The following is a 15,008-nucleotide window of genomic DNA, read 5'->3' on the forward strand; positions in this document are numbered from 1 at the left end:
CGCTTTGCAAACCTTACATAAGAAACAATGTTGCGGTGCCCAAAAAGGCAAATATACCGACCACGTCTGTGATGGTGGTTAATATAACGCTACCGGCAAGGGCTGGGTCTATTTTCATTTTCTTCATGACGATAGGTAAGGTAGCACCGGCTAAGCCTGCAGCAATCATGTTCATCAACATGGCGAAGGCGATTACTAAGCCAAGCATGTAGTCTTGTTTCCACAGGGCAATCACAGACGCTATCAAAAAAGCCCAGATAATACCGTTTAGAAAACCAATCGCGAGTTCTTTTCTCACTAACCATAATGCGTTGGCGCTAGTTACATGACCCAAAGCCATACCGCGAATGACTAGGGTTAGTGTTTGATTACCTGCGACTCCGCCCATACTCGGCACTATGGTGTTAAGAATCGCCAAAACAGCTAATTGACTAAGTGTGGCTTCAAACATATCGCTCACTGCTGCCGCGAGTAAAGCCGTGACTAGGTTCACACCAAGCCAAATAGAGCGGCGCTTGGTAGACTGGCCGACAGGAGCAAAGGTATCTTCTTCATCGTCAAGACCAGCCATACTCATCATTGAGTGCTCTGCGTCTTCACGAATGATATCAACGACATCATCAATCGTTATTCGTCCGACTAACTTTCCGTCTTCATCTACGACCGGCGCTGACAACCAATCGTAGCGCTCGAACATACTTGCCACGGCGCGTTCTTCCATATTTACGGTAAGTGCTTCTGGTTCGTCGTCCATAATATCTTCGACACTGACATTTGGACTTGAGGTTAACAAGCGAGAAAGTGACACCGTTCCAATTAGCACGTCCTGCCTATTCACGACATACAGGGTGTCGGTATTTTCAGGTAGCTCAGCTTTTAAACGCAAATAACGTATCACTACATCAACAGTAACTTCATGGCGTAGCGTGATAGTGTCGGTATTCATAATGAAGCCGGCGGTATCTTCTCCATAAGAGAGCGCTTTTTCAGCTCGCTGCCTATCTTGAGTGTCCATCGACGTTAAAATGCTATTGAGCACGTTCTCTGGCAAAGAACTTAGCGTTTCTGCCAAGTCATCAGTATCCATGTCTTCTAGCGCATCGACAACGCTTGAGGGCATCATTTTACTAATAATACCGTTACGTACGTCCTCAGATAATTCTTCTAATACATCACCATGAAAGTCCGCATCAAGCATTTGCCACAGAATATCACGCGTTTTGGTGGGTGATGATTCAAGCAGTAGGGCTGCATCACCAGCAGGAATGTCATGTAATAGTTTTCGAACACGCACAAATGCACCAGCAGCTAGTGACGCTGAAATCTTTTCTAACCTAGCTTGTGTGTGCGTTGTTTCGATTGTGTCAGACATTGAGTCGGTCTATATAAGAGTGTTAATTTGCGCTACAGCAATATTACTGTGTCTTATAAATGCTTTTGTTGTGTTTGTAAATAAGAATGTTGCAGTGCGCTATGATGTGGCGCAAGTATAGCATTTGTCAGAACATTGTGGGATGAATTGACTGGAAAGATGCTATTTATTCGCCTTCATCAAATTTATTCGCGATGAGGTTTTCAATATTCTGCATAGCGACTTGTGCATCAGCACCGTCGCAAATTAACGTCACTTGTTTGCCTTGGCTGCTTTCTAACATCAATAAGGCAAGTACGCTATTTGCGGGGGCTTGTTGTGAGTCTTGTTCAAGCACTATTTCGCATTCATAGCTATTGGCTAACTGCACTAACTTCGTCGCAGCCCTTGCATGTAAGCCTAGTTTATTAACAATGGTAAGTGTCTTTACTAGCCTCATTTTTTAGCTCCGTTTTCCCTAGTTTACTCGCTGCCGGCTTCGCTATTGATGTTACTTTGTGCGTCAGGCGTTTCTTCAGCGTTTGCCATTTCTAAAGGTTTTGATAAGCCAATTTCACGGTGTTTAACTTGCACATCACCGTGGCTACTTTTAAATGCCTCTGCTAAAGACTGCGCTACGTAAACCGAACGATGTTGGCCTCCTGTGCAGCCAATCGCAATGGTGACATAAGAGCGATTATTGCGCTCTAAGTGGGGTAACCACGTTGTTATTAAATTTTGAATTTGCCAAATTAACTTCATTACCAATGGTTGGCTTGATAAAAACAACTCAACGGGGCCATCAAGTCCACATAATGGTCGTAGGTCAGGATCCCAATGTGGATTAGGTAGAAATCTTACATCAAACACATAATCTGCGTCTTTGGGGATGCCGTATTTAAAACCAAATGACTCAAAGACAATGACTAAATCAGAGCTTTTCTTACCTAAAACGCGCTCGCGAATAAGTTCAGCTAAATCATGTACCGATAGCTTGTCGGTATTTATATGTAAATCCGCTTTTTCTGCGACGGGCACTAAGATTTCGCGCTCTTCGTTGATCGCATCTACCAGTGAGTTACTGCGTTTGAACAAGGGATGTAGGCGCCGCGTTTCACTATAGCGTTTGACGAGTACATCGTCACTTGCATCAAGAAAAATAATGGTAATTTCCCAAAATTCAGGCAGGTAATTAAGTAGTTCGCTAATTTCATTTTCAGTTTCAGGCATATTGCGCACATCAATACTCACGGCAACAAGTTCATGTTGATCCACCAAGGTGTGCGTAAGTGTGGGTAGAAGTGAAACTGGAATATTGTCTACACAGTAGTAGCCAAGATCTTCTAGTGACCGCAAAGCGATTGATTTACCCGAACCTGAGCGACCGCTAATAATCAGAAGTTTCATTTATCACCTTATAAGAGTTACATATGCGTTTGTTTTTATTGCGCTTATGTTCATGAAAAGGTTTAGGCTAACGCGGCGACGATTTCATTTTTGTTTGTGGCTTTACGTATAGCCTTGACGGTGTCCTTATTACTCAGTTTGCGTGCAATACCAGATAATGCTTGAAGGTGTTGATCGGTTTGTTCCTCAGGGACTAATATGGCAAAGAAGATATCTACAGGTTTGCTGTCAATAGCGTCAAACTCAATGGGCTGACTACTAGTGACTATCACCGCAATCATATTGCTTAAGTCTTTAATTTTGCCATGGGGGATAGCAATGCCATGCCCTATACCAGTACTGCCCATTTTTTCGCGGGCCAGTAAACTGCTTAATACTTCCACTTGGTCTAATTCAGGGGATTGTTGGACCGCAATCTCGGAGATGACTTCGAAAATTCGTTTTTTGCTATGACATTCGACCGAACATTGAGTTCGGTCGAGTGAAATGATGTCATTTATTATCATATTCTACTTAGTGACGTTTCTGTTTTTCTTTGTGTTTAATGACCTGACGGTCAAGCTTATCAATGAGGCCGTCGATGGCCGCATACATATCTGTGTGTTCGGCATTCGCAAATACTTCGCCGCCACTTAAGTGAAGCGTCGCTTCTGCTTTTTGAGTGAGCTTTTCGACGTTGAGAATAACATGAACATTGTTAATGTGGTCGAAATGCCTTTCGAGTTTTTCAAATTTGGTATCAACATAATTGCGAAGTGATTCTGTTATGTCGATATGATGACCGGTTAGGTTTATTTGCATAATGCTCGTCCTCTAATGCTTGGCCTCAAACGAGGCTTTTTCGTTGATTCGAAGGGGGAATATGTAACGATTCCCGGTATTTTGCAATTGTTCGTCTAGCTACCTTAATACCCTGGTCCGAAAGCAATTGCGCAATCTTGCTATCGCTTAATGGCTTATGCGCAGGTTCGTCAGCCACGAGCTTCTTAATAAAGGCTCTGATAGCGGTGGAAGAACAATTTTCACCTGACTCCGTTGCTACATGTGACGAAAAGAAATACTTAAGCTCATAAATACCTCTGGGAGTATGCATGTATTTTTGGGTTGTTACACGCGAAATTGTAGATTCGTGCATATCGACCATTTCGGCTACATCATTCAACACCATTGGTTGCATTTTTTCTGGCCCTTGCTCAAAAAATTCGCGTTGTTTGGCAACAATACAATGCGACACTTTAAGTAAGGTTTCATTTCTGCTCTCTAAGCTTTTTATAAACCATTTTGCTTCTTGTAAATGAGACTTAATATATTGAGAATCGTTCGGATTTTTAGTCGTTTTTGACAATTTAGCATAGGTTTCGTTTACCGTCAGCGCAGGTAGAGCTTCGTTATTGAGTTCAACCGTCCACACGCCTTTTTTCTTATAGACATTTACGTCGGGCACAATATATTCTGGTTCTCGTGACGATATTGAGCTGCCAGGACGAGGATTTAAGGTTTTTAATAAACGCATTACTTCCCGAAGTTGGTCTTCTTTGAGGCGAGTCTTGCGCATTAAGGTACGATAATCTTTGCTACTAATTAAATCTGAATGTTCATCAATAATACTGCGAGCTTGCGCCAACCAAGGTGTATCTTCGTTAAATTGTTGAAGTTGTACGAGTAGACACTCTTTTACCGAACGCGCGCCTGAGCCCACCGGATCAAATCGTTGAATGCGTTTCAATACACATTCGACTTCGTCGAGTTCTATGTCTTCATTATCTAAACTCTCGAGAATTTCTTCACTACTAACGGTCAAGTAACCTGATTCATCGATAGAATCAATAATTGCAATTGCGATAGATTTGTCATTATCACTAAAGTGGGTGAGTTCTACTTGCCACATAAGGTGGTCTTGAATAGATTCGGTTGTTTCTCCTTGAAAAACGTAGTCATCATCAGGATTAATACCGGTCATGCGCGTTGGCGCTGAAGTCGACCCTAAATACTCTTCCCAAGAGCTATCTAATGGCAAGTCATCGGGCAGTTCTCTATTCTCAAGCGCATCATGCGAATCCATAGTATCTGGCACTTCAGTGTCGCCGTTGGCCATTGCTGTATCGTTGTTGTTTGTCGCTTCGGCACTCACTGACAACTGTTCTTTATCAGTGCGAGAATCAAGGGTTTGATTGTCATCCGATGACGCACTATTGCTTTCTACATCATGCTCTGCAGTCTCTAATAATGGATTGGATTCAAGGGCTTCTTGAATCTCTTGTTGTAAATCCAGAGTAGAAAGCTGCAACAACTTGATTGCCTGTTGCAATTGAGGAGTCATGGTAAGTTGTTGACTAAACTTGAGCTGCAACGAAGGTTTCATTACTGACCTTCTACTTTATTAATGCGGTGTTTTTGCATAAGGGGCTCTAATTTCTCCAATTGTAGGAAACATCGGTTCCTGTCTATTTTGACATAATGCTGAAGCTATCAACGACTAAGCACTCACTTTTCTACATGATAGCGCTTTAGCGAGTCATTACAAAGAAAATTGTTCACCTAAATAAACATCTCTCACCGTCTGGTTCGAAAGTACTTCTTGTGCACTGCCCGAGGCAATAAGTTCCCCATGGCTAACAATATAGGCTATTTCACAAACATCGAGGGTTTCTTTAACGTTGTGGTCGGTAATGAGTACGCCAATGCCGCGCTCTTTCAACTGATAAATAATCTTCTTTATGTCATTCACCGATATAGGATCGACACCAGCGAATGGTTCATCTAGTAAAATAAATTTAGGATCAGCGGCTAATGCGCGAGCAATTTCAACTCTTCTGCGTTCACCACCCGACAGGCTCATGCCTAGACTATTGCGAATATGATTAATATTAAAATCATCAAGCAGTTCATCTGCAATGCGTTCGCGTTGTTCTTTTGAAATCTCTTTGCGCGTTTGTAAAATTGCCATTAAGTTCTCATACACGCTCAGCTTTCTGAATATAGAAGCTTCTTGTGGCAAGTATCCAATACCCTGACGCGCTCGCTCATGCATCGGCTGAAAACTTAAATTGGTTTGGTCTATAAAGATATCGCCCTTATCTAAGGGAACTAAACCCACAATCATATAAAAGGTAGTGGTTTTGCCTGCGCCGTTTGGTCCTAATAAACCCACTATTTGCCCGGTCGATACTTCAATACTCACATCTCGTACTACTTGACGTGACTTATAGGACTTGGCTAAATGTTTAGCGGATAATGTACTGCTCACGGTTTGTCCTCATCGTCTTTTTTATCTGAAACGAAGGCACCTGGACTCAATACGGTCGTTACTGGGATTTCACTATTGGCATCAGTTGAGGCAATAATTTGTTCTTTGGCCATGTTAAAAGCGATAGAGTCACCATTAACCTTAATATCGTTTTGGTTAATTGCAGCATTGCCTTTTAAAGAAATCGTTTGTATTTCTACTTCATATTTTATTTCATTTGCACTGGCTGTGACCACCGAGCCATCTTCAAGCTTCTGTTTATAACTAGCAGGATTCCCCGTTGCAGTGATGACCTCTTTGCCTTTACCTGCGGTCGCATCTGCAACAACCTTATCGGCTAAGATTTCAAGACTACCTTGGCGTATTATTACATTATCGATGAAAATTGAAGTTTTAGTTTTACCATCGACAGATTGATTTTTGGATTTTGCGGTGACCGGCAATAAAAAATCGGTCGCAATGGTGCTTTGCTCACTTGAGGGCGGTGTTGATTGCGCCGCGATGACTTTACTCCCAAGGTTGACAACCAACAAGCTAGCCAAGATGCTGGCATATAAGCCCTTCCTACGTACAGACTTATTCAGCTTAACTGCGTAATTGCTTTGACCGCCGTTATTAGCTTTGGCATCGCCGCCTTTTGCAAGGCGTAGATTAAAGAACGGGGTTAAATTGGGTCTGTACATGTTGTTTAAACTCGTATTGTTGGGTCGTTAAATTACCAAAGATGCCAATGCTGTTAACCTCATAATTGAGGCCACTAATGGTTACTTTTTGGTCTGAACTTAGGGTTTTGTCTTGTAAGTTGATTTCAATGTACTCGGTGCTTATTTCCTTAATATACTCTTGCGATCGCAAATTCACAATCTTGACGTTTTTTTCAAGTTGAATTCTATTGTTCGTATATAATGTGCCTTCACCAGCAGTCACTTGCCACGGCTGCCCATCATCTAAATAGAGGGTGTAGACAGGATTATGAAATACTGCAAAACCTAAGGCATCGTAATGCTCCATTTTATCGGCAGCCACTTGATGGCTCAGCCTACCTTCTTTATCATACAACTTACTATTTAGGTTAACAGCTTGATAATTTGGAATTAATTCAATATCACGGTCGTTGGCTATTTGTTGTTCTTCATCTTCAAATAACATTGGTAAATAAAGAATGAGTACCGCCGTAAAAATAATAGCGATACTCCATGTTATACGATTCATATACTGGCACCGTGAACTATCTCAAGCTTACCTTTTGCCTGTAAGAATAAGTCACACACCTCTCTTACCGCACCTTTACCACCACCTAAGGTGGTAATGTAATTAGCTTTCATTTTAATAAGTGGATGGGCGTCAAGCGTTGCTACTTTGATACTGCTAAAAGGAAACATTTCCATATCAGGCATATCATCACCAACGCTGGCTATTTGATGACTTTGGTATCCTGTTATACGCATTAATTCAGCTAAGGCTTTGTGTTTGTCTTCACGCCCCTGTAACAAGTGGCGCACGTTGAGCGCTCGCATACGTTGCTCAACAATTGCAGACTTACGACCGGTAATTACGCCCACCATTACACCGCATCTCGCAAGGGCTTTGACGCCGTAGCCGTCTTTCGTATTAAAGGCTTTTAATTCTTCGTTGTTATTACCTAAATAAATTTGGCCATCACTAAAAACGCCGTCTACATCAAAAACGACGAGTTTTATCTTTTTACATTTTTCGAAAAATTCTGATGAAACGGGTTGGTAAAGTGTGTCAATCATCGCTTCATTATTCTCTTCGCTCGACAATGCTTGATTTTGTGTGTCGTTGTGCATATCTACACGACTCCTGCTTTTAGTAACATGTATGTGGTCAGTGCGCCTATCGCTTGTTTCTTTTCATTCAAAACAAACAAGGCGTTTATTTTTTTACTTTGCATTAGATTCAATGCGTCTATGGCTAGGGCGTTTTCGGTAGTGCTTACTCCCCCACGGTCATCACTTCGCAGATTGGGGTTTGATGAATGTCGACACGTTTGTCGAGTGCTCTGCGAAGATCTCCATCACTGAAAATACCTATTACCTGATTGCTGTCGTCTACCACAGCAGTAACCCCAAGACCTTTCGATGAAATGTCCAGTAACGCTTCTTTTACATTGGCAGACGATGGTGTTAAGGGAATATCTTTACCACTTACCATAATGTCAGCGACGGTCAGTAATAAGCGTTTGCCTAAGGCGCCGCCAGGATGAGAAAAGGCGAAATCTTCGGCGGTAAAACCTTTGGCTTCTAGTAATGCTATGGCCAATGCATCGCCTAATACCAATGTTGCCGTAGTGCTCGTGGTGGGTGCTAAGCCCAATGAACAGGCTTCTTTTTTCACGCCCAGTTGCAATACCACATCGGCATATTTGGCAAGGCTACTGTCTTGCTTATTGGTAATTGCAATTATAGGAACTTGAATTCGTTTAATGGACGGTAAAAGGCCTATCAATTCATGCGTTTCGCCAGAGTTTGATATCGCTATTACGACATCATTTGGACTAAGCATGCCAAAATCACCATGATTTGCTTCACCCGGATGCATGAAGAACGAAGGCGTTCCTGTACTAGCAAAGGTGGCGGCCATTTTATTACCAATGTGACCAGACTTACCCATACCTGATACAACGACTTTACCTGTGCATCGCATCAGTAAATCACAAGCTTGAGTAAAACTTTCATCGAGTTGCGATTGCAAGGCCCCAAGTGCTTCTATTTGGTTGTTAAACGTTCTATTTGCGGATTCTAAATAAGTCATATAGTCGAAAATAACCTGAAAATATTGTAAAAATGATGCACCTAAAGTGTACTTATACCAGTGCCAAATCTTGATTGATAAGCACAAGGCCTAGGTCGTAACTAGGCAAATAAAAAGTACTGATAGCCCACAAAAATCCCAAGGAAAATAACCGCTTCTATGCGATTAATTTGTCTTGTTCCTTTTAGATTAAAGCAGAACACAAACAATAGTATAGATAAACCGAGCATGACCAAGGTGTCTCGATTTGCTGCACTGGCGTCAATCGCCCCTGGTGCAATCAGACCCGGCATAGCTAAAACTGCAAGCAAATTAAAAATGTTTGAACCGATGATATTGCCTAATGCAAGATCATCTTCACCTTTCATGACGCCCGCAACACTGGCTGCTAACTCAGGTAAACTAGTCCCTATTGCAATAATTGTTAAGCCAATCACTAAATCACTAATACCAAAGTACTTAGCAATATAGACCGCCGATTCAACCAAGAAATGCGCACTAAGCGGCAGAACAACCAAACCCACGCAGACCCAAAATATTGCGGTACTTGTTGCTACGTTACGCGGGATTTCTGAGTCCGTCTCTTTTATTAAGGGGTCGTTCTTCTCTACTTTAAAAGACAACAGCGCCATACCTGCAATCACTAGCACAAAAAGGGTGATTAAAACGATGCCTTCAATTCTCGATAAATCGCTATCAGCAAGAAAATATACGCCTATCAGCGTAATCACTAACATAACGGGCAATTCACGTTTTAGCGTCGTAGACGAGACTATTAAGGGCTTTATTAGCGCTGTAATGCCAAGCACCAGTGCGATATTTGTAATGTTTGAGCCTATTGCATTACCAACTGCGGTGTCTGTACTGCCTGCAAAAGAGGCCGTTGCGGCCACGACTATCTCTGGTGCAGAAGAGCCCATAGCGACAATGGTCAGACCGATCATCATAGGCGCTACACCTATATTTTTCGCAAGCGCTGAGGCGCCATAGACAAAACGGTCAGCACTCCAACTTAACACTATTAAACCAACAACAAATATCGCTAAATTAACTATCACTACCGAATTCTTCTTTTTGGTGGAAAGGCTTTATTCTATGACAAAGTGTAGCGATTTCGAGATAGAAAATCACACAAAATCAAAAATAAATAGCTTATACGAATAAAATGTACGTTTTGTTACGTATTTCTCACGCCAAAAGGCTTGAAAAGGGCTAAACTATACCAACATAGAGGTGTCTAGTGTAGAGCACTACAAAATGTGTATGAATTTTAGTCTCTTTTCATCCTATATACGCCTTCATACAATGGCGTATAAAAAAGAGAAAACAAGGGCGTAAAAATTTATTCGATAAGTTAAGCGCGTTTAGATGAACTTTTCTTAATGATCATGGCCTTGTTGTAAAGCGTAAACCAAATTACAAATAGCATTGGAGTTTTAAAAATCAACGGATGTCTGAAAATATAGTTTCAATCACTGACATGCAATTTTACCGAGGCGAACGCGAGATATATAAAGATATTTCGTTGTCGGTAAAGCGCGGCGGTATCACCGCTATTATGGGGCCCAGTGGTATTGGTAAAACGACGTTGCTCAAAATTATAGGCGGCCAGCTTAGACCATCAAAAGGTCAGGTTATTTTTCAGGGCGATGACGTTCATGGAGTATCAAGAAACCGTTTATATGAAATGCGTCGAAAAATGAGCATGCTGTTTCAAAGTGGCGCTTTATTCACCAATATGTCGGTGTTTGATAACGTTGCCTTTCCATTGCGTGAGCATACCCAGCTTGATGCATCGATCATCGCCACTATAGTCAAGCTTAAATTAGAAGCGGTAGGTCTGCGCGGTGCAGCAAATTTAATGCCATCTGAACTATCTGGTGGTATGGCAAGGCGCGCTGCTTTAGCAAGAGCCATTGCTTTAGACCCAGAATTAATTATGTACGATGAGCCTTTTGCTGGCCAAGATCCTATTTCGATGGGTGTACTAGTGACGTTAATCAAAGCCTTAAACAAAGCGTTGGACCTAACCTCAATCGTGGTGACACATGATGTAAATGAAGTCTTAGAAATCGCTGATTATGCATATATTCTGGCAAACAAAACGATTATTGGCTCTGGAACCCCTGACGAGATTAAAAATTCAGACTCACCTTTAGTACAGCAGTTTTTGCAAGGCAATGCTGATGGTCCCGTTCCTTTTCATTACCCAGCTGACTCGATTGAAGAAGAACTGCTTGGAGGAAAGGCGTGAGTTTCTTAACTAATTATTTGGCTAATTTGGGTAAGGCAAGTCTAGACCGCTTCAATGCTATCGGGCAAGCGTCATTGATGCTATTTGGTGCATTGTTCGCATTGCCGCAGTTAAAGCATATTCGTCTAACCATTGCCCAGATTTATGTAGTGGGTGTGCAATCTTTGTTGATTGTCATGGTGTCGGGTTTATTCATTGGTATGGTTATGGCTCTCCAAGGCTACACTATACTGGTAAATTATGGGGCTGAAGGTAGTCTGGGTCCTATGGTGGCCTTGTCTATATTGCGAGAGCTTGGGCCTGTTGTGACCGCGCTTCTTTTTGCTGGTAGGGCTGGGTCTGCGTTAACTGCTGAAATAGGCTTAATGAAAGCAACTGAGCAACTGAGTAGTCTGGAAATGATGGCGGTTGACCCTTTACGTCGTATCATCGCGCCGCGTTTTTGGGCGGGTGTGATTAGCCTACCCATGCTAACAATGATTTTTTCTGCCATCGGCATTTTGGGTGGGCACATTGTTGGCGTTGACTGGCTTGGCGTCGACTCTGGGAGTTACTGGTCTATTATGCAAGCCACGGTTGAATGGGACAAAGACGTCATCAACGGCGTCATAAAAAGTTTAGTGTTTGCGCTAGTGGTGGTATGGATTGCTCTGTTTAAGGGTTATTCATGTATCCCTACCTCTGAGGGTATTAGCCAAGCTACTACACAAACCGTTGTGTATTCGTCACTTGCGATACTCGGATTAGATTTTATATTAACAGCATTAATGTTTGGCATTAGTTAGGAATATCGATGACCTCAAGAAAAACAGAAATTTTAGTAGGCTTCTTCGTCGCATTAGCGATTGCTGCGGCTTTGTTGTTAGCGCTTAGAGTAGCCAATCAAGGGATGAGTGGTAACACAGATACTTTTACGCTCACTGCTCGATTTGACAATATAGGTGGATTGAAGGCTCGCTCATCGGTAAAAGTCGGTGGTGTTGTGGTGGGGCGAGTTGAGCGTATCTACTTGCATAAAACGGACTTAATGCCAATTGTTGAGCTTAAAATCTCAACTGAATATGCAAATACATTCCCAGATACCAGCAGTTTGTCGATTTTAACTTCAGGATTATTGGGGGAACAGTTTATAGGCTTATCTCCTGGCTTTATTTTCCCCGAAGACTTAGTTCGCATAGAAGAAGATAAGGTTTGTGAAACTACTACCCAATCTGATTGTCCATATTTAACAGAAGGCGAAGAAATCTTTGATACCAAGTCAGCATTGGTACTTGAAGATCTTATTGGCCAGTTCTTATTTAACCAAGGAAGTGAATAGTTGAAAACTTTCAAAGATACCCAAAAAAGCTTAATTCCGCTGAAAAAGCTAAGTGCGATCGCCGCAATACTTATGCTGTTTAGCGTAGGTAATACAAGCTATGCATTAGCAAATCAAGACGCAACACTAGTAGCGCAGGCCGAGGCTGTAGAAGCAATTAAAGTGGCCCAAGATGACCCTTATGAAATGGTTGAACAAGCGGCATCTAAAACCTTTGACCGTATTAAAAAAGACCAAGCAAAGATAAAGCAAGACCCTGAAAACTTGCGCACCATCATGGAAGAAGAGTTGATGCCCTATATTGACTATCGTTTTTCTGCTTACAAAGTGCTGGGGAAATATGCTCGCCAAGTTCAGAAAAAAGAACTTTTAGAGTTTGTTTCCGTGTTTCGTGAATACCTTATTACTACATATGCGGTAGCGATGGGTTACTACGATAACCAAGAGGTGTTATTTGACCCGGTAAAAGAATATGGTGATCGCACCGACGTTACTGTCCGAGCGGTTATTCGTGACGATGTAAGGCCTGACATTAAAGTCGCTTTTAAGGTGAGAAAAGACGCTCGTAGTGGAGATTGGCAGGCTTACGATATGATTGCTGAAGGCATAAGTTTACTGTCGAGCAAGCAATCTGAGTTTGAAGGTATATTACGTAGAGAAGGGATAGCTAAAGTCATTGAGCAGATGCGCGAGAGTATTAGGCAACCTATTGTCCTTCAAAGCGACGATAAAGATAGTAGCGATAACGCAGAGTCTAGTGAGAAAATTTAAGTGAATCTGAAGCTGAATCTACCCACTTCAAGTGGCTCCGATGCTTGCTTATTAATAAGCGGTGAACTTGATCAGATGACACTTGAACATGATTATTGGCCGCGCTTGGCTTCGAAGGAGCGCGATGCTGTGAGCCAAAGCGGAAAATTGACCGTGGATTTAAGTGATGTTGATCGTTCTGACACAGCGGGCCTAGCTTGGCTAATTAATTTGGTTAAACACGCCAAAGCGGACAAAGTAAAGGTGAGCTTTCAAAGCGTTCCTGATAAACTACTTAACTTGGCTGATTTGAGCGGTGCAAAATCGCTGCTCATTGCTGAATAAATAACAAGTCGTAAATTATATAGGAAGCTTATGACCAACGAAGAAATTGCTAGCATGCTGAAAGCTCGCTTAGAATTGCACGATGTTAAAGTAAAAAGCGAAGGCACGCATTTCCAAATCATTGCAATTGATGACCGATTCGTCGATATGAGTCGTGTGAAAAGGCAGCAATTTGTTTATGCACCTTTATCTGAACTTATTGCTGATGGCACTATTCATGCCGTGTCCATTAAAACCTTTGATACCGCCCAATGGCAGCGCGACAAATTATTTAACTAGGATTGACCTTGGATAAACTACGCATTAAAAAAAGTCCTCCTTTGCATGGCACTGTGACAATATCAGGTGCTAAGAACGCAGCTCTTCCAGTACTTATCTCTAGCTTGTTAGCTAGCTCTGCCTGTACCTTTACTAATGTTCCTAATTTGCGAGACATCAATACAACGGTTTTACTGTTGCGTGATTTTGGTGCGAAAGTCAACCAACTTACCACTAACTCCGTCGAAATCGACGCTAGCGAATTAGATAGTGTAACCGCATCGTATGAATTAGTGCGCACGATGCGTGCGTCTATTTTAGTCCTTGGCCCTCTACTGGCTAAATATGGCCGCGCCAACGTATCGCTGCCAGGCGGATGTGCCATTGGCGCTAGGCCGGTAAATTTACATTTAAATGGCCTCGAGAAAATGGGTGCCAAAGTCGATGTTGAAGAAGGCTATGTCAGAGCATCTGTGAATGGCAGGCTAAAGGGTGCGCGTATCTTTATGGATATGGTGAGCGTAGGGGCAACTGAAAACTTAATGATGGCAGCTGCCCTCGCAGACGGCCAAACGATTTTAGAAAATGCGGCGCGTGAACCTGAAATTGTGGATCTTGCCGATTGCATTAACGCTATGGGTGGAAATGTATCTGGTGCTGGCACCGATAAGATCACTATTGACGGCGTTGAGACGCTGCACGGCTGCACCTATGATATATTGCCAGACCGCATTGAAACGGGAACGTTTTTAGTTGCCGCTGCGGTTTCAAAAGGCGCGATTAAATGCATAAACGCTGCGCCCGCAACGCTCGAAGCGGTGATAAGTAAGTTAGAGCAAGCTGGCGCGATAATCGAAATAGGTGATGATTGGATCAGTTTAGACATGCAAGGCAAGGCACCTAAAGCAGTTAGCCTTAAAACGATGCCGCACCCGGGTTTTCCTACCGATATGCAAGCTCAGTTTGTAACCTTAAATGCAGTGGCTCAAGGCAATGGTGTTATCACTGAAACCATTTTCGAAAATCGCTTTATGCATGTGCCTGAATTACACAGAATGGGTGCCAAAATCGAATTAGAAGGTAATAATGCTGTTACCCAAGGTTCTTCGAAACTGCGTGGGGCACAAGTTATGGCGACTGACTTACGCGCGTCGGCTAGTTTGGTTATTGCCGGACTTGTTGCTGATGGTGAAACCATTGTTGACCGGATATACCATTTAGACCGTGGCTATGAGGCAATCGAAGCTAAGTTAGGTGGTTTAGGCGCGCACATCGAAAGGGTGAGTAACTAATAAAGGTTATT

The 15,008-nt window shown here is 42.4% G+C and carries 18 protein-coding genes and 1 pseudogene; 7 read left to right on the forward strand and 12 right to left on the reverse strand.

Annotated elements, in window-relative coordinates; all coding sequences use genetic code 11:
* Positions 1–13: 13 nt before the first annotated feature.
* The 12 genes and pseudogenes from mgtE to AC0L6H_RS10465 form a co-directional block, all read right to left on the reverse strand.
* Positions 14–1,372 carry a magnesium transporter gene (mgtE, locus tag AC0L6H_RS10410; protein ID WP_473394211.1) on the reverse strand — a complete coding sequence of 453 codons (1,359 nt, stop codon included), beginning with the start codon at positions 1,370–1,372 and terminating at the stop codon, positions 14–16.
* Between the two features lie 166 nt (positions 1,373–1,538).
* Positions 1,539–1,811 (reverse strand): HPr family phosphocarrier protein, encoded by a 273-nt coding sequence (locus AC0L6H_RS10415; RefSeq protein WP_473394213.1) that lies wholly within the window; start codon positions 1,809–1,811, stop codon positions 1,539–1,541.
* Between the two features lie 23 nt (positions 1,812–1,834).
* Positions 1,835–2,758 carry an RNase adapter RapZ gene (gene rapZ, locus AC0L6H_RS10420; protein WP_473394214.1) on the reverse strand — a complete coding sequence of 308 codons (924 nt, stop codon included), beginning with the start codon at positions 2,756–2,758 and terminating at the stop codon, positions 1,835–1,837.
* 62 nt (positions 2,759–2,820) lie between these two features.
* Entirely contained in the window at positions 2,821–3,264 is a 444-nt protein-coding gene (gene ptsN / locus AC0L6H_RS10425; protein WP_473394216.1) for a PTS IIA-like nitrogen regulatory protein PtsN, read from the reverse strand.
* 7 nt (positions 3,265–3,271) lie between these two features.
* On the reverse strand, positions 3,272–3,559 hold the full coding sequence (hpf, locus tag AC0L6H_RS10430; RefSeq protein ID WP_473394217.1) for a ribosome hibernation promoting factor: 288 nt from the start codon (positions 3,557–3,559) through the stop codon (positions 3,272–3,274).
* A gap of 25 nt (positions 3,560–3,584) precedes the next feature.
* Positions 3,585–5,120 carry an RNA polymerase factor sigma-54 gene (locus tag AC0L6H_RS10435; protein ID WP_473394218.1) on the reverse strand — a complete coding sequence of 512 codons (1,536 nt, stop codon included), beginning with the start codon at positions 5,118–5,120 and terminating at the stop codon, positions 3,585–3,587.
* Between the two features lie 156 nt (positions 5,121–5,276).
* A complete protein-coding gene (gene lptB, locus AC0L6H_RS10440; RefSeq protein ID WP_473394219.1) occupies positions 5,277–6,005 on the reverse strand; it encodes an LPS export ABC transporter ATP-binding protein in 729 nt (242 codons plus the stop codon).
* Positions 6,002–6,688 carry a lipopolysaccharide transport periplasmic protein LptA gene (lptA, locus tag AC0L6H_RS10445; protein WP_473394220.1) on the reverse strand — a complete coding sequence of 229 codons (687 nt, stop codon included), beginning with the start codon at positions 6,686–6,688 and terminating at the stop codon, positions 6,002–6,004. The genes lptB and lptA overlap by 4 nt, the downstream gene beginning before the upstream one ends.
* Positions 6,657–7,217 carry an LPS export ABC transporter periplasmic protein LptC gene (gene lptC, locus AC0L6H_RS10450; RefSeq protein ID WP_473394221.1) on the reverse strand — a complete coding sequence of 187 codons (561 nt, stop codon included), beginning with the start codon at positions 7,215–7,217 and terminating at the stop codon, positions 6,657–6,659. The genes lptA and lptC overlap by 32 nt, the downstream gene beginning before the upstream one ends.
* Positions 7,214–7,762: a 3-deoxy-manno-octulosonate-8-phosphatase KdsC gene (gene kdsC / locus AC0L6H_RS10455; protein ID WP_473394508.1), complete on the reverse strand. Its 549-nt coding sequence runs from the start codon at positions 7,760–7,762 to the stop codon at positions 7,214–7,216. The genes lptC and kdsC overlap by 4 nt, the downstream gene beginning before the upstream one ends.
* A 56-nt stretch (positions 7,763–7,818) precedes the next feature.
* Positions 7,819–8,780, reverse strand: a pseudogene (locus AC0L6H_RS10460) (KpsF/GutQ family sugar-phosphate isomerase).
* A gap of 101 nt (positions 8,781–8,881) precedes the next feature.
* Entirely contained in the window at positions 8,882–9,838 is a 957-nt protein-coding gene (locus AC0L6H_RS10465; RefSeq protein WP_473394222.1) for a calcium/sodium antiporter, read from the reverse strand.
* Positions 9,839–10,230: 392 nt separating this feature from the next.
* Between AC0L6H_RS10465 and AC0L6H_RS10470 the strand changes: the two genes are divergently transcribed.
* From AC0L6H_RS10470 to murA, 7 genes are all read left to right on the forward strand, one after another.
* Positions 10,231–11,034, forward strand: a complete 804-nt coding sequence (locus AC0L6H_RS10470) for an ATP-binding cassette domain-containing protein (protein ID WP_473394224.1) — start codon at positions 10,231–10,233, stop codon at positions 11,032–11,034.
* A 17-nt stretch (positions 11,035–11,051) separates the two neighbouring features.
* On the forward strand, positions 11,052–11,819 hold the full coding sequence (mlaE, locus tag AC0L6H_RS10475) for a lipid asymmetry maintenance ABC transporter permease subunit MlaE (protein WP_473394509.1): 768 nt from the start codon (positions 11,052–11,054) through the stop codon (positions 11,817–11,819).
* An 8-nt stretch (positions 11,820–11,827) separates the two neighbouring features.
* Positions 11,828–12,352, forward strand: a complete 525-nt coding sequence (gene mlaD, locus AC0L6H_RS10480) for an outer membrane lipid asymmetry maintenance protein MlaD (RefSeq protein ID WP_473394225.1) — start codon at positions 11,828–11,830, stop codon at positions 12,350–12,352.
* A gap of 72 nt (positions 12,353–12,424) precedes the next feature.
* Positions 12,425–13,123: an MlaC/ttg2D family ABC transporter substrate-binding protein gene (locus tag AC0L6H_RS10485; protein ID WP_473394511.1), complete on the forward strand. Its 699-nt coding sequence runs from the start codon at positions 12,425–12,427 to the stop codon at positions 13,121–13,123.
* Complete coding sequence (locus AC0L6H_RS10490; protein ID WP_473394226.1) at positions 13,124–13,447, forward strand: STAS domain-containing protein; 324 nt, start codon at positions 13,124–13,126, stop codon at positions 13,445–13,447. It begins immediately after the preceding gene.
* A gap of 30 nt (positions 13,448–13,477) precedes the next feature.
* Positions 13,478–13,726 carry a BolA family protein gene (locus AC0L6H_RS10495; RefSeq protein WP_473394227.1) on the forward strand — a complete coding sequence of 83 codons (249 nt, stop codon included), beginning with the start codon at positions 13,478–13,480 and terminating at the stop codon, positions 13,724–13,726.
* 8 nt (positions 13,727–13,734) lie between these two features.
* A complete protein-coding gene (gene murA / locus AC0L6H_RS10500; protein ID WP_473394229.1) occupies positions 13,735–14,997 on the forward strand; it encodes a UDP-N-acetylglucosamine 1-carboxyvinyltransferase in 1,263 nt (420 codons plus the stop codon).
* Positions 14,998–15,008 lie beyond the last annotated feature (11 nt).

The organism is Glaciecola sp. G7-5 (assembly GCF_055808975.1).